This window comes from Thauera aminoaromatica S2 (genome assembly GCF_000310185.1).
Lineage (GTDB): Bacteria > Pseudomonadota > Gammaproteobacteria > Burkholderiales > Rhodocyclaceae > Thauera > Thauera aminoaromatica.
In genome coordinates, this window is the sequence record NZ_AMXD01000039.1 from 1 (window position 1) to 21107 (window position 21107).

At 72.2% G+C, this 21107-nt stretch carries 6 protein-coding genes; all 6 read left to right on the forward strand.

What is annotated here, in order from left to right; translation table 11 throughout:
• Positions 1-249 (forward strand): adenosylcobinamide-GDP ribazoletransferase (locus C665_RS08135; RefSeq protein ID WP_004305067.1); only part of this gene is annotated, 249 nt, incomplete at its 5' end.
• Between the two features lie 218 nt (positions 250-467).
• Positions 468-16496, forward strand: a complete 16029-nt coding sequence (locus C665_RS08140; protein ID WP_004305069.1) for a leukotoxin LktA family filamentous adhesin — start codon at positions 468-470, stop codon at positions 16494-16496.
• Positions 16497-16546: 50 nt separating this feature from the next.
• On the forward strand, positions 16547-18196 hold the full coding sequence (locus tag C665_RS08145; RefSeq protein WP_004305071.1) for a ShlB/FhaC/HecB family hemolysin secretion/activation protein: 1650 nt from the start codon (positions 16547-16549) through the stop codon (positions 18194-18196).
• 291 nt (positions 18197-18487) lie between these two features.
• Positions 18488-19123, forward strand: a complete 636-nt coding sequence (gene cobC, locus C665_RS08150) for an alpha-ribazole phosphatase family protein (RefSeq protein ID WP_004305072.1) — start codon at positions 18488-18490, stop codon at positions 19121-19123.
• A 123-nt stretch (positions 19124-19246) separates the two neighbouring features.
• The gene (locus tag C665_RS08155; protein WP_004305075.1) at positions 19247-20173 is read left to right on the forward strand and encodes a mitochondrial fission ELM1 family protein; all 927 of its coding nucleotides are present in this window, start codon (positions 19247-19249) and stop codon (positions 20171-20173) included.
• 200 nt (positions 20174-20373) lie between these two features.
• Positions 20374-20967, forward strand: a complete 594-nt coding sequence (locus C665_RS08160) for a Uma2 family endonuclease (RefSeq protein ID WP_004305077.1) — start codon at positions 20374-20376, stop codon at positions 20965-20967.
• Positions 20968-21107: the final 140 nt, after the last annotated feature.

Sequence of the window (21107 nt, forward strand, 5' to 3'; positions counted from 1 at the left end):
GTCGCGCGCCCGCTGGCACCGGCCGGGCTCGCGCTGGCCGTCGCCAGCGGCCTGCTACCCCTGCTGCTGCTGCCACCCGCCGCCGCGCTCTGCGCCCTGCTCGCCGCCGCTGCGGTGACGACGTGGAGCGCGCGCCTCTTTCAGCGCCGGCTCGGCGGCTACACCGGCGACCTGCTCGGCGCCACCCAGCAGGCGAGCGAGCTCGCCATCTACCTCGCCCTGCTCGCCGCATCGCGGCTGGCGAGCTGAGCCTGCACCGCCGTGCAATCCCCATGCGGCCTGGGCGGATCTTGACCCAGGACAAAAAAAACTTGCTCCCGACAAGTCGGCAACCCAATATGAGTTGATCTGGAGTCTTTCTCCGGCAAGTCGGACACGTCTTCAGGCGTGCGCGGAAAGCATGGTGGAGCCCCGACCTGAAGCGCGGCTCCGCGCCCTCGACAAGAGGGGCTGGGGGGAGACAAGCCATGCATCACCATCGCGAGCCCGAGCCGGTCGCAGCTGCGCCGCGCCTGAAGGAAATCGTCGTCCATGTCACTTGCGCGCTGATCGTCAGCCACGGCCTGGTGCCCGAGCTGGCGTGGGCGGTCGACATCGTCCCCGACGGCCGCACCGCGACCAGCGTGAGCCCGCTCGGCACGAACGCCGCCGACGTCCGCAACACCGACCGCCTCCTCGGCAACGGCAATGCGGTCAACTCCTTCAGCCGCTTCAATGTCGGCAGCGGCGAGACCGCCAACCTCCACCTGCCCGACGGCGCCGCCGCGCTCATCAATCTGGTGCGCGACCAGAAGACCACGATCGACGGCATGCTCAATGCCATCAAGGAAGGCCGGATCGGCGGCAAGGTCTATTTCGCCAACCCGCACGGCGTCGTCGTCGGCCCGAGCGGCAAGGTCAACGTCGGCAGCCTGCACGTGTCCACGCCCAGCCAGCGCTTCGTCGACGACTTCTTCGACGCCCCGGGCGGCGCCGAGGCCTCGGCCGCCGCCTTGGTCGAGGGCCGCGCGCCGCGCAACACCGCGGCCGAGATCCGCATCGACGGCGAGGTCAACGCCACCGAGCAGGTCAGCCTGTCCGCAGGCTCGATCACGGTGGGCGGCAAGGTGCTGAGCGGCGCGAAGTTCGCCGGCGGCGCCCCCGACTTCAGCGACGTGGTCAACGTGCACGGCCTGGCGACGGGCGGCGCGGTGGTCGAGAACCAGGGCCGCATCGAAATCGTCGGCGACAGCGGCATCGAGCTCACCGGCACGGTCTCCTCGCGCCGGGTGAACGTCGGCGACGACGCCAGCCTGCGCAGCGGCGTGTCGATCGCCGCCTCGGGCGACATCGCCCTGCGTGCGCCCACGATCCGCATCGGCAGCGGCGGCAAGCTGCTCGCCGCGGGCAGCGACACCCACGCGGGCGGAGACGTGACGCTGCAGGCGCAGGCCGTCGGCGGCACGCTCGACGCCTTGTCCGACACCGCGGCGCGCATCGAGGCGAGCGGCGCGACCCTCACCGGCCGCGACCTGCACCTGCAGGCGAGCGCGGAACACCGTAGCACGCTGGCGCCGCTGGTCACCAAGACCACGAGCGCGACGATCGAGGTGGACGGATCCACGCTGGAGGCGAGCGGCCGCGCCACCCTCGAGGCCACCGCCACCGCCGCCATCGCCACCCCGGATGTCGTGCCGCTGGCGGTGGTCGATGTGGACGTCGCGGCGAGCGTGCGCGTCCAGGGCGACACCCGGATCACCAGCGCCGGTCCCGCCCGCCTCGGCGCCACCACCACCACGACCATCGACGCCCGTCCCGGCCTGCCCGACCTCGGCGCGCTGCCGGCCGACGCCGGCGCGGCGATCGTCATCGCCGACACCACCGCCAGCGTGGATCTGCTCGGCAACGCCGAGCTCGCCAGCACGGCGGACAAGACCGAGCTCGTCGCGAGCAACCGCACGACGGTGGACGCGGCGGTCGACGCCTCGGCCGCCGGCAGCAGCGCGGTGGGCGGCAGCGTGGCGGTCAGCGTGGTGCGCAGCACCACCCGCGCGCGCACCGCCGACAACGCGCGCCTGGCCGGCAAGATCGGTGTCGGCGTGCACGCGCAGTCGGATACCCGCGTCACCACCTCGGCCAAGGCCGCGGCCGGCGGCGCCAGCCCGCAGCCGGCAGGCACGAGCAAGACCGAGGGGACGCTCGCGGACTACGAGGACGAGGCCTCGACCTCGGACGGCAGTGTCAGCGTCGCCGCGGCGGTGGCGGTGAGCGACCTCGAGAGCACCACCCTGGCCGCGCTCGACGCCACCCGGGCGGCCACCAGCGAGGGCATGCTCGCGGTCGGCAGCGAGGCACTGACCCAGGCGGACGTGGTCGCCGACGGCAGCAGCACCGGCGCTGCGGTCGGCGTCGGCGCGGCGGTCGCGCTCAACCTCGCGCGCACGAGCGCGGAGGCGCGCATCGGCGGCAGCGCCGACGCACAGGGCATCGAGGTCGTGGCAACCCTGCCCACGGGCGACGAGATCAATGGCTTCACCACCGCCGCCACCTCGGGCGCGGGTGCCAGCGACGTCGGCGTGGCCGGCGCGCTCGCGCTCAACGTCATCGACGCGGGCAGCCGCGCCCGCATCACCGGCAGCGCCGACGCGAAGGGCGGCACCGTCCGCATCGGCAGCGATCACCGCAGCGAATCCTCGGCCAGCGCGACCCCCGCCGAGGACGCCACCGCCAGCGGCGACACCCTCGGCATCGGCGCCTCCGTGGCGGTCAACGTCGTCGCCAACGAGAGCCGCGCCGAGCTCGCCAACGGCGCGCGCCTGATCAACCCGGGCGCCGTCACGGTCGAGGCCGTCGGCGACTACCTCGTCCACACCGAGGCCGAGGCTGGCGCCGAGGGCGGCATCGCCGCCACCCCGGTGGCCGCGGTCGCGGTGGTCGACAACCAGACCCATGCCGTGATCGGCAGCGGCGAACGCGTGCAGGCCGGCGCCAAGGTCGGCGTCACCGCCACCCATTCCAGCACCGTCGAAACCTCGGCCAAGGGCAGCGCCGAGGGCGAGAAGGCCGCGATCGGCATCGCCGTGGCGGTCAATGTGCTCACCGAGCGCGTCAGCGCAAGCATCCAGCGCGACGTGTTCACCCCGGGCGCGATCGAAGTGGCCGCGCACAACGCCCACAAGGGCTCGGCGACTGCGAGCGCGAGCGCCAAGGGCGGCAAGGGCGAGGAAGAGGACGGCAGCAGCGCGGAGGACGGCGTGGACCTCGAGGTCCAGCGCCAGTCCGGCTTCGCCCAGGACAAGCAGAAGGACGGCAGCGCGAGCAAGACCCAGCAGCCGGGCTCGGCCGAATCGAGCGAGGGCAAGCTCAGCGTGGCCGCGGCGGTCGCGGTGAACGCGCTCGACAGCCGCAGCGAGGCCTACGTCGCCAGCGCCATCGAGTTGCAGGCCGGCGGCCGGCTCGCGGTCGAGGCCTGGAGCAACACCGACGCCGAAGCCGAGGCCGATGGCAGCGCGGCCGGGAGCACGGCGACGGTCGGCATCGGCGCCGCCGCCGCGGTCAACAGCATCGAGACCCACACCCTGGCCTGGATCGGCGACGCTCAGGTGACCGCGAACGGCATCGCCGTAAACGCCGGCACGGAAATCCTCGGCGACGACGAGGAAAACCGCTTCAGCGCGAGCGCGAAGGCTGGCGCCGGCGCGGGCAAGGTCGGCATCGCCGGCGCGCTCGCGCTCAACCTGCTCGAGACCCACACCCGCGCCGAGGTGCTCGAAGGCGCGCGCGCGGACGCCGAGGGTGGCGATGTCGAGCTCGAAGCCGGCAGCACCACGGAAACCAGCGCCACCGCCCTGCCCGACGAGCCGGTCGACGGCGGCGACTTCGGCGTCGGTGCCTCGGTCGCGCTCAACCTCTTCCGCGAGGACGAGGTGCGGGCACGCATCCGGCGCGGCGCCGAGATCACCGACCTCGACAAGCTGCGTGTGATCGCCAACGCCAGCAGCGACACCCGCGCCACCGCCGAGGCAGGCGCTGCGGGCAGCGTGGCGCTCGACGCCGCCGTGGCCCTGTCCGACCTCAAGCTGAACACGGCCGCCGTGGTCGAGGCCGGCACCGAAATCGTCGCCGCCGGCGCCGTCGAGATCCGCGCCACCTCCACCGGCGAGCACGAGGCCGAGGCGACGGGCGACACCGAATCGGAAAAGGTCGGCATCGGCGCCTCGGGCGCGATCGTGCTCAGCACGACCACGACCACCGCCAGCCTGCAGCGCTCGCTGCAGACGACCACCAGCGGCGAGGAGGGCAATCTCACCATCGACGCCGACGCCACGCGCAGCTACGAGGCGGTGGCCAAGGCCAGCGCCGCCGGCGGCAAGGCCGAGGAGGACACCACCGCCGCCGAGCGCGACAAGGCCAGCACCAGCTCGACCCTGAAGGACAACCAGGACGCCCAGGAGGGCACCCAGACCACCGGCAACAGCAACAAACTGGCGGTGGCGGCCGCGGTGGGCGCGGTGGTCATGGACGACGACGTGCGCGCGGACGTGGGGCGTGCGCAGGGGGCGGACAGCGACCCTGCCGTCCGCCTCGACGTCGGCGGTGAACTCGCGATCGGCGCACACAACCAGAGCGACTTCAGCGCCCGCGGCCTGGGCAACACCCTGGACGTGTCCAAGCTCGAGAGCAGCGCCCAGGTCGGCATCGGTGTAGGTGTCGGGTTGGCGATCGCGCGCAACGACACCGCCGCCACGATCGGCGACGGCACGCTGGTCGCGGACGCGGCGGGCGTGCAAGTTGCCGCCGGATCGTCGCAGAACACCTCGGCGGAGTTCGCCAACAAGCTCGCCGCAGAAGGCGTGGCGGGCGCCGGGGCGGAGAAGGTCGGCATCGCGGGCGCACTTGCGGTGGCATGGTCGCAGTCCACCACCTCCGCCTCGCTGGGCGAGGGCGTCCGCATCGGCGATCGGACCACCGGGGAGTACGCCGGCGAAGTCAGCATCACCGCGGACAACACCAGCAAGCTCGCGGCCAAGGCCTGGAGCGCGGCGCTCGCCGGCAAGGTCGGCGTCGGCGCCTCGATCGCCATCCTGCGCGCCAACAACAGCCAGCATGCCTGGATCGGCGAACAGGCCGAGGTCACCGCGGCCGGGCTGCAGCTCGCCGGGCGCAACCATCTGCTGAACAGCTCGCCGAGCTTCGACTGGACGATCCTCGACGACCTCGAGAACCGCTTCACCGAGGCCAACCTGCAGGTGCTGCTCGGCGAAAGCAACTACTACACCGAGACCATCGCCGGCGCCGGCGGCGAGCAGGTCGCGGTCACCGGCTCGTTCTCGGTGAATGTCTTCGACGAACGCACCGAGGCCACGATCGGCGACGGCGCGCGGGTGAACACCAACGGCACGGTCGACCTGGAAGCCGACAACCAGTCCTCCGCGACCGCCTTCGCCGGCGGCGTGTCGGCCGCGGGCAAGGTCGGCGTGGGCCTGGCCAGCGCCGACATCGTCAACCGCAGCCAGACCCGGGCCACGATCGGCGCGGACGCGCGCATCGAGCAGTCCGCCGCGATCGACATCGACGCCACGGCCGCGATGGATCTCGCCGCGGTCACCGCGAGCGCGGCCGCCGCGGGCAAGGCCGGCGTGGGCGGCGTGCTGAGCCTGATCGACTCGGAGAACCAGGTCGAGGCCGCCACCGGCGCGCGCAGCTTCCTGCGCAGCGACGGCGCCATCGACGTCGACGCGGGCAACACCTTCGATGCCCTCGGCGTCGCCGGGGTGGCCGGCGTGGGCGGAACCGCCGGGGTGGGCGTATCCGCCGGCACCTTCCTGGTCGACAACCAGACTCGCGCCTCGATCGGCGCCGCGGCCGACGTCGCCGCGGCGGGCGCGATCGGCGTGCGCGGCACCGCGGTGCAGGATGTCATCTCGGTCGTCGTCGGCGGCGCCGGCGGCGGCACCGCGGGCGTAGCCGCATCCGCGGCGGTGAACGACTACAACCCGCTCACCTACGCGTGGATCGGCGACGGCGCACGCATCAATCAGGGCGTGAGCGGCGCGGCCCTTGCGGGCCGCAGCCTTGCGGTGCACGCGCACGCCCGCACCGACTTGCTGTCCATCGTCGGCACGGTAGGCATCGGGGGCACCGCCGGCGTCGGCGGCGCCGCCGACGTGGTGGTGATCGACAAGGAGACCGCGGCCTGGATCGGCGAGGGCGTCATCGCCCGCAGCGGCGACAGCCTCGCGGTGGGCGCCAGCAGCGCAGAGGCGATCCGCTCGGTGGGCGTGGGCCTGAGCGCGGGCGGCACGGCCGGTGTGCAGGGCTCGGCTTCGGTGCTGGTGCTCGACATCGACACGCTCGCCTCGGTGAAGACGGGCAGCGCGCTGTTCTCCGACGGCAACCTGGTGATCGCGGCCGACGCCGACAGCGACCTCGACCTGCTCGCCGGCGCGATCGGCGCGGCGGGGACCGCGGCGGTGGGCGCCGGCGCGGCGGTCGCGGTGGTGGACAAGACCACCCACGCCTGGATCGACGACGGCGCCGCGGCGAGCGCGCTCGGCAACGCCGCCGCGGCACAGGTGGCGGACGGCGGCTTCGACATCGACTACGCGGCCACGGCTGCGGGTGAAGGCGAGGTCGCCGCCCCCGGCATCACCCCCTCCGACGGCGAGAACGACCTCGCCGGCGGCAGCGCGGCGCTCGACGCCACACGCACCAGCAGCGCGAGCACCAGCGCCCATCGCGGGCTCGCGGTGACCGCGCTGAATCGCGATGACATCAAGGGCTACGCAGTTACCGGCGCCGCTGCCGGCACCGCGGCGGTGACCCTGTCGGGCGAAGTGTCGGTGCACCAGACCGACACCCGCGCCTCGATCGGCAGCATCGAACTCGCCGAGGGCGCCAGCCACACCGGGGTGCAGGTCAATGCCGACAACACCGGTGCCAACGCCGCGCAATCGGTGCGCGTCGCCGCCGGCAACGACAGCTTCCACCTCGGCATCGCCGGCGCACTGTCGGCCTCGGGCACGGTCGGCGTGGGCGTCGGCGCCGACGTGGCGGCAATGCAGCACGCCACTCATGCGGCCATCGTCGACCAGAGCGCGGTGAACGCGCAGCGCGACGTCGAGGTCGCCGCCACCTCCAGCCAGGAGGTGGTGTCGATCAGCGCCAGCCTGGGCGCCTCGGGCACGGTCGGCGTGGCGGGCAGCGTGTCGGTGCTGAGCTTCGACAACGAAACCTCGGCCTCGATCGGCGACGAGGCGCAGGTCGCCGCCGGCGGCAACCTGAGCGTGACGGCGGACGACCACACCGACACCACCCTGGTCGCCGGCACGATCGCGCTCGGCATCGGCGGCGGTGGAGTCGGCGCCGGCGTGGGCGTGACCCTGATCGACAAGGACACCCGCGCCTGGATCGGCGAGGGTGCGGTGGTGGATGCGCTCGGCAAGGACACCACCGACCTGGTGGTGCGCTCGGGCGAGAGCGTGGACGAGACCGCCACGGCGCGCGGCGTGCAGGTGCAGGCGGAGTCGAGCGAGGATCTGTTCACCGTCTCGGCCGCCGCCGCGGGCGGGCTCTACCTCGGCTTCGCCGGCGCGGTGTCGGTGGCGACGGTGGATTCGGACACCGCGGCCTGGATCGGCGCCGATGCCAGGGTGAATCAGGGCGGCGGCGCTGCCGACGCGGCGCAGGACGTCAACGTCGGTGCGCGCAACAAGATGGAACTCTTCAACGTCTCCGGCGCGCTCGGCGTCGGCGCGGCCGGCATCGCCGGCGGCGTGGATGTGGGGGTGATCCGCAACGACACCACCGCGTGGATCGGCGACCGCGCCGAAGTGGGCGCCAGGCGCGACATCGGGGTGAACGCGCTCGCGAAGACCGACATCGAGAGTTACGTGGTGAGTGCCGCCGGCGGCATCGGCGCGCTCGCCGGCGGCGTCGGCGTGTATTCCGTGGGCGGCGGGCTGGGCGACGAGGCGCAGGGCCGGCTCGAGTCCGGCGACGACGATGCCGGCAGCTATGTCGATGGCCAGGCCACCGACGGCAGCATCGGCAGCCTGCTCGGCGGCTACGAGGACAGCCGCATCGGCGACGCCGCCGATCGGGTGGCCGACGAGCGCAGCGCGCTCGCCGCGAGCGGCCGCCTCACCGCGGCGGAAACCCGCACCCTGCCCGCCGGTACCGCCGCCTTCGTGGGCGAGAATGCGGACCTCGAGGCGGGCAGGGACATCGACCTCGATGCACGCACGGACGTCGAGTTCGATGCGCTCGACGGCGCCCTCGCCATCGGCGCGATCGGCCTCGGCGCCGGCGTGGGGGTCGCGGATTTCGACAACGACACCCTCGCCTCCGTCGGCCGGGGCAGCACCCTGCGTGCCGGCGCCGCCGGCAGCGTGAGCCTGACCGCGGCGCTCGACGAGGATGTGGACGTGACCGCGTTCGCCGGCACCGGCGGCATCGTCGCGGTCGACGCTGCCGTGGCGCTGATCAGTTCCACGAGCGATGTCCATGCCGGCCTCGGCGACGAGGTCGCCATCGAACGCGCGAACGCGGTGAACATCGCTGCCGACGACACCCGCAGGCTGGAAGCCGGGACCACCGGCGTAAGCGTCGGCCTGGTCGCGGCCGGCGCCTCGGTGACCGGCAGCACGGTCGAGGGCGGCGCGACCGCCAGCATTGGCAACGAGGTGGCCATCGGCCAGGTCGCGGGCGACACCGTCGGCGAACTCCATGTGCTCGCAGACGCCAGCCACACCGCCATCGCCACCGCGCTCGCCGCCAAGGGCGGGCTCGGCCTCGCTGCCAGCGGCACGGTGGCCGACGCCGTGGTCGACACCCGCGTCTCCGCGACGATCGGCGACGACGCCCGGATCGAGGTCGCCCGTATGGTCGAGGTCGACGCGAACAGCGCCGGCAGTGCACGCGCCGACGCCACCGGCATCAACGTGAGCCTGGGCGGAGCGGTCGGCGCCTCGATCGCCACCGCGACCATGTCGCCCACGGTTTCCGCGACGATCGGGCAACGCAGCCTCATCGACGCCACCGACTTCACGCTGGCCGCACACCAGGCGCTGCCAGCGAGCGGCGGACGCAGTGCCTTCGCCAGCGCCAGCGGCGCTGCCGGCGGCCTGCTGGTGGGGGCGAACGCATCGCGCTCGACCGCCTTGAACGACGCTGCGGTGAACGCGAAGCTTGGCGACGACAGCACCTTGAAGATCAGCGATACGGCCACCGTACGGACGGATAACACGCACTCGCAACTCGCCTACGTGTCCGGGGTGTCGGCGGGCTTCGTGGCGGTCGGCGCCAACACCGCCAGCGCGGGCTCGAACACCGACAGCCACGCCGCGCTCGGCGACCATGTCCGGGTCGAGGGCGGCACGCTGAACGTGCTGGCCGACGGCCAGGCCACCAACCATGCCTACGGTGTGGCCGGTGCCGGCGGGCTGGTCTCGGTGCCGTTCTCGGCGAGCTACACCACGACCGTGAGCAGGACGAGCGCCACGACCGGCAGCAAGGCCGCGCGTCAGCCCGGCGACCCGGCGACGATCGCGGTCGACAGCCTGACGCTCGCGGCGACGCAGGGCTCCAGCTTCGACGCCTGGATGAGCAACACCAACGCGTCGCTGGTCGGCGTGAGCGGCGCGCAGACCGAGAACTTCGCGCGCGCCACCACCACCGCGACGATCGGCGCCGAGGGCGAGATCGAAGCCGGAACGGTGCAGCTCGACGCCAGCACGACGCTGAGCAAGGGGGCGCCTGCCGGCCTGCTCGCCGGCACGGGCCTGGCACGCCCGGACTGGAACGTGGAGTCGAGCTCGGGCGGGCTCGCCGACTTCCCCGCCGCCGGCAGCCGCACGATCCTGCTCGCGGACACGCTCGCCGGGATCGGCGCGGGCGCGACCGTTCTCTCCACGAGCGGCAATGCCGCCACGCCGGGGATCCGCGTCGATGCGCGCAACGAGATCGGTGCCAGCGACCGGGTCAAGATGGCCTCGGGCGGCGCGGTGTCGGCAGCGAGCGGCGAGTCGGTCGTGTCGACCGTGTGCCCGCCGGAGCACGCCGCCTGCAACGCGGGCGAACGCCCGGCCGCGACCGTGCGCGTCGGCGACGGCGCCCACGTCGAGACCACGGGCGAGAGCGACATCGCGATGGGCTCGCGGACCAGCGCAAATCTCCATTCGCAGAGCGCGGTGGACGTCTACGGCCTGGTCGGCGTCGCCCCCGAGGGCAGCAGCACCGCGGTGTACGACGGCGATAACCGCATCGAGATCGGCGACGCCGATCTGCGTTCGGAACGCAACATCCGCCTGGCGGCCGGCGCCGCGAGCGACGGCACCGCGAACGCGCTCGGCGCGAGCGCGCGCACCGACGTCTTCAACAACACCGCGATCCCGGTTAACCGCGACCCGGTGGCCGACGCCTTCGTCACCAGCCGCAGCGCGGTGAGCGTCGCTGCCGGCGCCGACGTGGCCGCGGTGCGCAACGTGGCCCTGCACGCCGTGGAAGGCTCGGCGAGCGCCTCGGGCGTGGGCATCGGCAAGGACATCTACCGCGAGACCCTGGCGGCGATCGCGAGCTGGTTCAGCAACCTCTTCGGCGGCGGCGACGTCTCCTTCGAGACCCGCACCGGACGCTCCGGCGTAAGCCAGGACAGCACGGTCGACGTCCGCGGCACCGTGCGCGTGGGCATCGAGCGCAGGCAGCGCCTGCACATCGACTACGACGGTTCGGTGATCGAGCAGACCGACGGCATCGGCATCGCATCGACACGGATGCAGGACATCTACGCGGACATCCTGGCGCGCATCGAGACCCTGCGGGCGCTGATCCGCGACTATGCGGTAGGCCCGGGCGACACCACCAGCGATGCGGCGATCGCCACCGCGGCCTACCGGGCGGAGATCTCCTTCCTGGAGCACAAACTCCACGAGATGGGCTTCGGCGGCAACCCGGACGAGCCCGGCTTCAACGACAGCAATCCGCGCCAGATGGCCGAGGACCGCGTGGGCGCGCTCGATGGACAGCTGGGCGGCCTGCGCACCACGCGCACGCAATTGCAGGCCGAGAAGACCACGATCGAGGGCCAGGTCGCCACGCTCAACCAGCCACTCGACGAGGACAACGGCACGCGGACGGCGCAAAACACGACGCTGGGCAACCAGATCACGGGATTGAACGCGCAGATCGCGGCGCTGGATCCGGACGACGACGACTACGCGACCGATCTCGCCGCCCTGCGGGGCCAGGTCGCCACCCGGCAGGCGGCCATCGACGCCAACAACCGCGCGATCACCGCCAACAACCAGCAGATCGCGCTCAACAACGCGCCGCTCGACGCCAAGAATGCCCAGATCGCCGCGGTGAACACCGAGATCGGCAGCCTCGAGACCACGGTCGGGAAGATCCGCCAGGGCATCGCCGCCGGCGACTACGGCGACGCCAGCGGCGCCGGCCTGCAGGCGAAGTTCCTGCGCATCGGCGACAGCGTGGCCCGGCTGGGCGACATCGACGTGCGCGCCGACCGCCTCACCGGCACCGGCGAGCTCGACGCGCCGGGCGACGCCGGCATCCACATCATCAACGAGGGGCCGTCCTTCCTCACTCTGGGCAAGCTCGAGATCGCCTCGGACGCGGGTGGCCGGCTGGTCTTCAACGGCGTGGAGGTGCGCGACAACGCCGGCATCGCCGCGATCAACCGCGGCGCGGGCACGGCCGCGTTCGCGCGGATCGTCACCGCCGAGGCGGGCAGCGACGCCCCCGCCATCCTGGTCGAGAACCGCTTCAATCCGCTCGACGACGCCGACGCCACGCGCGCGATCGGCGCCGGCGTGGCGCCGGTGGCCCCCGACATCGTGCTCACCGACGCGATCACCAACCTGCGCGGCCTGGTCGGCATCCACAGCGAGGCCGGCGGCATCCGGCTCGAGCAGACCGCGTCGATCGCGGCCAACAGCGTCGAGGTGCAGGCCCTCAACGGCGACTTCGTGCAGAGCTACACCGACAGCTTCACCCACGTGGCCACCTCGCCGCTCAAGGAGGTGGTCGGCTCGGGGGGGACCCGCTCCATCGTGCAGGACACCAGCGGCAGCGGCAGCATCGTCGCCAACGGCAGCGTGCTGGTCGCGGCGCGCTACCTCAACATCAACGGCACCATCCAGAGCGGCCTCCCCGAGTGGGGCGTGCACGTCCCCGCGCAGGCCCAGGTGGAGCTGCCCGACGGCAGCAGCGTCGACCTCGCCACGGCGAAGGCCTGGTACGAAGCGCTCGACCCGAGCGCGCGCGCCCAGCCCGGCGCCGAGTTCTTCAAGCTCTCCAACGCCTCGGTGAGCGGCCTCACGTCCGCGCAGCAGGGGCAATGGACGCAGGTGACGGTCAACTACAACGCGCGCGAGGACCGCCTGGAGCTCGCCGGCGTGCAGGTGCAGGGCGGCTACATCGAGCTGTTCGGGCAGATCTTCAACACCAAGGCCGGCGGCGGCAAGCTGCGCGTGCTCGACGGCTACGGCCAGATCGAGGTGCGTAACGACAGCGGCAAGACCCTGCGGGTGAACACGCTCGACGCCGGGCGCGGCGCGGAAGGCAGGATCGTCATCACCGACCTGTCGGTGGACGCCAGTGGCGACACGGTGCCGGGCACGCCGCGCACCTTCACGCGCGCGGCGGGCGAGGCGCGCAGCGGCGTCGATGCCTACACGCCGACGACCAACCTGCGCTACGTGATGGCCACCGGCTTCAACTCCGTGCGCACCGACGAGTACCTGTACTCGCAGAACGGCTGGTTCGGCATCACCGCGGCCCCGGTGCAGGACCAGTACAGGGTCGGCACCACCGCGAACACCCTCGATCCGCTGCTGCAGGGCGAGTTCCTGCGCGTGCAGAGCCTGACCAACCCGGACGCGTTCGTGCCCACGACGACCACGGTCAACGGCTTCCGGTCCGTCACCCAGGGGGCGAGCTGGAAGAAGTGCAACTGGTGGACCTTGTGCGCCAATGCGACGTACTACATGCAGTACTTCGTCACCACCGGCAACAAGACCACGGTCACCGGCAGCGTACGCGCCGACCACCCGATCCCGATCGAGTACATCGGCTTCGACACCGCCCGCATCGCCATCGACTCCGTCGGCGACGTGGTGCTCGCCGGCAGCCTCAACAACCGCAGCGGCACGACCTCGGTCGACACCGACGGCCACCTGTCGCAGGGCAACGCGACCGCCACCGTCGGCGGGCGCACGATCGAGCTGTCGGCCGGCACCGGCATCGGCAGCACGACGCCCGCGGGCGAGCCGCAGCAGGCCCTGCGCATTCGCCAGCTCGAAGGCGGCGTGGTCCATGCCGACACCACCAGCGGCTCGATCCACCTCGACCAGGTGGTGGGCAACCTGAACGTGGGCCGCATCGGCAGCGCCGGGGTGGACAGGGTGACCCTGGAGTCCGCCGGCGACATCCTCGCCAAGGATGCCGACGCCCTGGTGCAGGCGCGGCGCATCGACCTGGTCGCCGAGAACGGCCGCATCGGCACGCTGGATGAGGCCGGCAACGGCACGCCGCTGCGCATCCGCAGCGGCGACAGCACCAGCCTCGACCCCGACGTGCTCGCCCGCCACGGCCTGTCGGCGCGCGCGCGCGGCAACATCCACCTCGCCAACGAGGCCGACCCCGACCCGGCGGCAGCAGGCACCTATACCGGCGATCTGCTGCTGATCGGCGTGGAGTCGGGCGCGGGCGACGTGCGCATCCGCACCAGCGGCAGCGCGATCGACAACAACCCCTACGGCTCGGTCGACACGCGCACGGAGGACCAGCTCGCCGCGCTGTGGGACGAGCTGCGCCTGCGCGTGAAGGCCGACCCCGACCCGAACGACGGCGTCGCGGTGGGCGCCGATGCCAAGGCACAGGAGGCGGTCGCCGCCTTCGCCAACGGTCGCAGCAACAACTACCGCCTGTACTGGCAGCTCCGCGGCCGCCAGGCCGACGGCGGCGCGGCCTACGACCCGGGATACCAGTACGTGCCCACCGCCACCGAGCGCCGGGTGCTCGCCGATTCGGGCATGAGCGACGCCGAGATCGCCGCCTTCGCCGCCAACCGCAGCGCGCAGTACCACGCGCTGCACGCCGAGGTCGGCGGCTACACCACCGCCTTCGACGAGGATTTCCGCTACGTCGCCACCGACGCCGAGCGTGCCGCGATCACCCGCGGCTCGAGCTGGACCGAGGCGCAGCTGCTGCTGTCGGTCGGCGCAGGCCTGATCAAGAAGGTCACCGACACCGTCACCACGATCCAGGAACCCAACGTCGTCGGCCGCAAGGTCACGCTCATCGCCGACGGCGACATCGGCGCCTATGGTCCGGACCTGGTGATCGACACCACCGCCGGCATCGACACCCTGAGCAAGGCCGAGCGCGCCGCGCTGGCCGCGGCCGAACGCGGCGACGCCCAGGTCGACGACCCGGACAACCCGCGCATCGTCACCCTGCGCCAGCCGCAGGCGGTGAACCTCGCGGTCGCGCCCGACGGCGCGCTGAGCGCGCGGGCGGGCGGCCATGTCCTGATCGGCGCCGAGCAGGACCTGCGCATCGACCGCATCGTCGCCGGCGGGGAGACGCGGATCAAGGTGGCGGGCGGCCTCAGCGGTCTCGCCAGCGCGACCGACGCGGTCAACGTGAAGAGCGGCGGCCGCCTCATCCTGGAGGCCGCCAGCGCCGGCATCGGCGGAACGCTGGACCCCGACGGGCTGTTCCTGACCCCGTTCGGCATCCAGCTCACCTCGCCCGACGCCGGCCTGATCCTGCGCGCCGGTGGGCACGCCTGGGTCGCGGCCGAGTCGGGCCTCTTCGTCGACACGGTGTTCGCGCTCGGCGACGTACGCCTCGACGCCAGCGGCGCCATCCTCGACTTCCAGCTCACCGAGGCGCCCCTGGCGCCCGAGCTCAATCTGCTCGCGCGCAATGTGGCGCTGGCTTCGCGCACGGGGGCGATCGGCTCGTCCGTCAATCCGTTCGATGTCGCGGTCTCGCACGAGGACGGGCGCATCTCCGCCAGCACCGCTCGCTTCGGCGAAGGTGCGCACCTGAACGGGCCGATGGGCGAGTTCTTCAACATCGCCAATGTCACGTCGGGCGACGCCGTCGCGCTGTCCTCGGCCACCTTCATGTTCATCGACGGCCGCGTCACCGGGCCGGGCCCGATCAGCCTGGTGTCCGGCGCCAGCATGGTGCTGACCCCGTTCGCCGACATCCACGCCACCACCCTCGGCGTGTTCCTGCAGGCTTCCGACCTGCTGATGCAGGAATCGGCGGACGGCGCAGACGCGGCGCGCATCCAGGTCGACGTCGGCACCATCGACCTGCGCACCGTGGGCCACCAGGCTGCACCCGACGCGCCCCGCAGCGGTGGCGACGCGGTCATCACCGGCATCTTCACCGGCAACCCGACCGAGAGCGCGATCCTCATCGACGCCTTCGGCAGCGTGCTCGACGGTGGCGACAAGCGCCTCGACATCATCGCTCGCACCGCCCCCGCCGCCACCCTGACGATCCGTGCCGGCGGCCAGATCGGCGGCAACCCGCTCGAGATCGACGTGCTCCACTTCAACGCCGACTCCGGCGGCCTCATCCACCTCGACTCGCCGGGTTCGCTGGCCATGGGTGACGTACGCGCCGAACGCGAGATCGACATCCGCGCCGCCGGCTCGATCAGTGCGGACTCCGTCACCAGCGTGACCGAGGACGTACGGCTCGCGGCCGATGGCGGCGACCTGCGCGTCGGCGCCATCGCGGGACGCGACGTCGAACTCGGCGTTCAGGGTGGCAATGCGGAGATCGGCTCGATCGACGCGCGCGACCTCGGGCTCCGGGTGGAGAACGGCGACGCTCGCATCGGTTCGATCGACGCCCGCGACGTCGACCTCGGCGCGCGCGATCGCCTCGACATCGATCGTCTCGACGCCGGCCGCAGCCTGCGACTGGGCGGCAACGACATCGTCGCCCGGGTCTTCGCCAGCGGTGGCGCGCCGATCGTCGGCTCCATCGGGGGCCATGGCGGCGGGATGGCCTCGGTCGCGGACCTGACGCTGAGCGGCCCGGGCGGATTCCACTTCGAGGACATCGCCGCTCGAACCGGCCGGCTCGACCTGCCCCTCGGCACCCTGCAGGTCGATCGCTTCCAGGTCGGCGAGCGCATGGTCGTCACCAATCCGCAAACTCGGCTGCTGATCGACCAGCAGAACTTCCGCCTGCAGGGCTACGACGTGCAGCTCTACTCCGGCGGGGCCCCCTTCGCCCTGGCGCTCGATCGCAACCTGATCGCCACCGACAGCTTAGTCATCGACCGTCGCGCCTCGCACGAGGTGCGCGGACCCGATGGCCCGCTGGCGAGCGTGGTCGAGTACACCGAGCGCGTGCTCGCCGACATCCATCTCGCCCCGCCGGCTGCCGGAGCGCCCCGCGAGGACGGGGAAGAGAGCCTGGTCCGCATCGCCCCCACCCCCGTCGCGCTCGGAACGGAGGGAGAATGAGGCCGAAACGACCAATCCCCTCCAGTGGAGAGCCCGCAATCGTGAAACCCATGCTGATCCTGGCTGCAGCGCTCTCGGCGGCCCCCGCCCTGGCCCAGACCCTGCCCTCGGCGGCGAATCCCGGCGCGTTGCAGCAGCGCCGGATCGACGAGGAGGAGCGCCGCCGCCAGCTCGAACAGCTCGAGCGCCGCGAGATCACCGATCCGGTCCGGCGCGAAGCCGCACCGCCGCCGGCTGCCCCCCCGGCAGGCGAGGCGGTGCGCTTCACGGTGCGGGAGATCCGCTTCACCGAGTCGGCCATCCTGCCCGCCGAGGCGCTCGCCGAGCTCGCCGGGCCCTACACCGGGCGCGAGGTGAGCCTCGCCGAGCTGCGCGAGCTCACCGCGCGCATCGACGCGGCCTACCGCGAACGGCGCGTGGTCACCGCGCGCGCGGTGATCCCGCCGCAGGACGTCTCCGACGGTGTCGTCGACATCCGCCTGGTGGAAGGCCGCGTGGGCGAGATCGCGGTAGAGGGCAACGCCAGCACCGACGCGGAATTCATCACCCGGCGCATCGGCCTCGTCCCCGGCGAGCTGGTCGACCTGCCGGTGCTGGAGCAGGACCTGCGCCGCTTCAACCGCACCCAGGACGCGCAGCTGCGCGCGGACCTGGCGGCGGGGCAGCGCTTCGGCACCTCGGACCTCAGGATCCTGGTCGAGGAGCCGCCGCGCCACAGCCTGCGCCTGAGCCTCGACAACGGCGGCAGCGAGGGCTCGGGCGAGTGGCGCACCGGCCTGCAATACACCAACCGCAGCCTGCTCGGCTTCCGCGACGAGCTGAGCCTGGGCGTGGTCGGCGCGAAGGGGCAGGAGAGCTACTCGGCAGGCTACAGCTTCCCGGTGAACCGCAGCGGCGGCCGCCTCAGCCTGGCGGCGTACAAGGACCACGTCGAGATCGTCGAGGGCCCGCTGCGCGACCTCGACATCAGCGGCCGCTCCACCGGCACCATCGTCGCGCTGCGCCAACCGGTGCATCTGGGCGAACGCTCGCGCACCGACCTGGTGCTGGGCAGCAAACGGCGCGAGACGCGCAACTGGATCAGCAGCGTACCGCTGCAGGAGACCCAGACCGTGGACGGCCACCTCGGCGTGGAGCACCAGGCGGCCGACGACCACGGCTACTGGATCGCCACCTATACCCTCACCGCCGGCCGCGCCAAGGGCTTCGAACGCAGCAACTACACGCTCGGACGCGCCTTCGTGCGCCGTATCCAGGCGCTGGCCCCGGGCTGGTCGGCACAGGCCGGCCTCAACTACCAGCACAGCGGCCACAGCCCCCTGCCCAGCGGCGAACAGCTGCAGATCGGCGGCGAATACAGCGTGCGCGGCTACCCGGTCGGCGTATGGTCGGGCGACCGCGGCTTCATCGCCAGCCTCGAGCTGCATCACCCGCTCGGCGAACTCGCCGCCACCGAAGGCCGGCCCGGCGCACGCGCCACCGGCTTCTTCTTCGCCGACCACGGCCGCGTCACTCCCGACCGCGCCCCCAACTCGCTCGAACCGCAGCATCGTCAGCTCGGCAGTGCAGGCTGGGGCGTGCGCGCGGCAATCGGCGAGCGGGTGGACGCCCGCCTCACCTTCGCCCGCGCCTTCAATCGCCTGCCGGACGAGGACCGGCGCTACGAGGTGCATTTCATGCTGGTGGCGGAGTTCATGTAGTCCACCCGCATCCGTGCCTTCCGTCGCTCCTGCAGGGCCCCGCCACGCTTCCCGAGACTCCGATGGGAGCGCCGCAAGTCGCGATCGCGGCGTACGGACAGGTCGGTGCATGTACCATGCGCCGCATCGCGACTTGCGTCGCTCCCACAAAAACCATCGGGGCCGCGTCGCGACTTGCGGCGCTCCCACAAAAACCATCGGGGCCGCGTCGCGACTTGCGTCGCTCCTACGAAAACCATCGGGTAGGGCGTGGCATGATCGGGGGGTCAGACCTCATCCACCCCGCACCCGATGCAACTTCACCTGATCCGCCACCCCCGCCCGGCCGTCGAGCCGGGAATCTGCTACGGCCAGACCGACCTCGGCCTGGCCGAATGTCCCGCCACGGTGGCGGACCGCCTGCGCCCGCTGCTGCCAGAATCCTTCACCCTGCACGCCAGTCCGCTTGCGCGCGCACGCCTGCTCGCCGAAAAGCTCGGCACCCCGCGCCTCGACAATCGCCTCAAGGAGATCCACTTCGGTGACTGGGAGGGGCGCAGCTTCGACGAAATCGGCAGCGCCATCGACGACTGGGCCGCCGATCCGCTCGGCTTTCGGGCGCCGGGCGGCGAGTCGCCGCGCGAGATGGCCGCGCGGGTACTGGCGTGGCTGGAGGAGCATGGGGTGGCTGCGCGGACGCCGGATGCCGGTTCGGAGTCCGTGCTTGCGCCAAAGGCGGAGATCGCGAAAGCCGAGGCCTGCCCCCCATCTCCAGAAGATCCCGCGCACCTCGTCGTCGTCGCCCACGGCGGCCCGCTGCGCGTGCTCGCCGGCTACCTGCTGGGAATGCCGCCCGAGCGCTGGATCGGGCTCGACTTCGGCTGCGGGCAGGTGACGCGGATCGATGTGGAAAGCTGGGGCACGGTCCTGAAGTGGTTCAATCGCTGAGGCCGCACGCGCGGTGTACAAATTCGGTATTCGGCATTTGGCTTGCAAGCCGCCAGGGCTGCACGTGAACGCAAGCGTCAATCCCATTCCGTTTCCACACTCGACTGCGGTCGAGGCCTGCAATTGACCATCGGCATCCGCCCCGACATGACGATCCTCTGGCTCATCACCGACAACAAGCCCGGCCACCGCAGCCAGCTGCAGGGCCTGGCGCAGGCGCTGGCGGCGCGCACCACGGTCGAGACGCACTGGATCGACGCACCGAGTGGGCGCAGCGCGCTGTGGCAGTGGTCGAGTGGCCGCTTCCCGCCCGGCGCCGGACTGCCCGACCCGGACCTCATCCTCGTCGCCGGCCACCGCACCCACCTCGCCGGCCTCGCAGCCCGACGCGCGCGCGGCGGCAGGCTGATCGCACTGATGCGGCCCAGTCTGCCGCTGGGCTGCTTCGACCTGTGCGTGATCCCGCAGCACGACGCACCGCCGGCCCACGCCAAGGTCATCGCCACCCGCGGCGTGGTGAACACCGCGCGCCCGAGCGCCGAGCGCGCCGACGATCGCGGCCTGTTCCTGATCGGCGGGCCGTCGAAGCACCACGGCTGGGACACCGCCGGCCTGCTCGCCCAGCTCGACGCCATCCTCACCGCCACGCCGGGCATGCGCTGGACGCTGACCACCTCGCGACGCACGCCCGCCGAGACCGAGTCCGCCCTGCTCGCCCTGCGCGAACGCGGCGTGGACGTGCGCCCGGTGCGCGACACCCCGCCCGGCTGGGCGATGGAGCAGGTCGCGCGCAGCGCGCAGGCCTGGGTATCGGAAGACAGCGTGTCGATGGTGTACGAGAGCCTCACCGCCGGCGCCGCCACCGGCCTGCTCGCCGTGCCGCGCCTGGGCGAGACGCGCATCGCCACAGGCGTGGCCGCGCTGCAGCGCGAAGGCTTCGTCACCCCATTCGTCGATTGGCAGCGCACCGGTCGCCTGACGACGCCCCCCGAAACCCTGGCCGAGGCCGACCGGGTGGCGGAAGCGGTGCTGGCGAGGTTCGGGAGGTAAGGGCAGCCCCCCGCGACGGCGACACACGCAGACGCAACGCTTCTCGTAGGAGCGACGCAAGTCGCGATCCCGCCGGCGGCGCAAGCGATGCGCGAGGGCGGAGGCGCCGCGATCGCGACTTGCGTCGCTCCTGCACGCCACCGCCCGCGCGCTCCCGACCTACAATACCGCCATCCTCCCAACCGGATCGGAGCACCGCCATGGGCCTCGCACCGCGCAAGGAAAAGCGCTGCACCTACGCCGACTACCTGCAGTGGCCGGAGGACACCCGCTACGAGCTGATCGACGGCGAGGCCTTCCTGATGTCACCGGCGCCGCTGGTCGAGCACCAGGAGGTCGCGGGCGAGGTTTATCGCCAGCTCGCCAATCAGCTCGACGGCAAGCCTTGCCGCCCCTTCATCGCCCCGGTCGACGTCCGCCTGCCGCGCAAGGACGAGACCGACGCCGCCATCGACACCGTCGTTCAACCCGACGTGCTGGTCGTGTGCGACCCATCGAAGATCGACCGCCGTGGTGTGCGCGGCGCGCCCGACTGGCTGCTCGAGGTGCTCTCCCCCAGCACCGCCGCCCATGACCAGATCGCCAAGCGCCGCACCTACGAGCGTGCCGGCGTGCGCGAATACTGGCTGGTGCACCCGGGCGACCGCACCCTCACCGTCTATGTGCTCGACAACGGCCAGTACGGTCGCCCGGAGATCCACGAACTGAAGGACGCGACCCCCGTCGGCGTGCTGCCCGGCGTGTCGATCGCATGGGATGCGCTGGTCGAGCGCCTGCCGAAGCCGGAGTACTGATCTCGCAGCGAAACCGGCATCTCCGGACACCCAGCGCGGGGCCCGCGCCGCGCACCGGGAGCGACCGGCCAGGGCGATGTGGGTAAAATCCGTGCATGTCCGCCCTTTTTCCCAGCCGCGCGCAACTCCGTGGCGCGCCG

What these genes read in the sequence shown, in the direction of transcription:
- C665_RS08140 (WP_004305069.1), top strand. Translation starts at nt 468, where the DNA reads ATGCATCACCATCGCGAGCCCGAGCCGGTCGCAGCTGCGCCGCGCCTG.
- C665_RS08145 (WP_004305071.1), top strand. Translation starts at nt 16,547, where the DNA reads ATGCTGATCCTGGCTGCAGCGCTCTCGGCGGCCCCCGCCCTGGCCCAG.
- cobC (WP_004305072.1), top strand. Translation starts at nt 18,488, where the DNA reads ATGCAACTTCACCTGATCCGCCACCCCCGCCCGGCCGTCGAGCCGGGA.
- C665_RS08160 (WP_004305077.1), top strand. Translation starts at nt 20,374, where the DNA reads ATGGGCCTCGCACCGCGCAAGGAAAAGCGCTGCACCTACGCCGACTAC.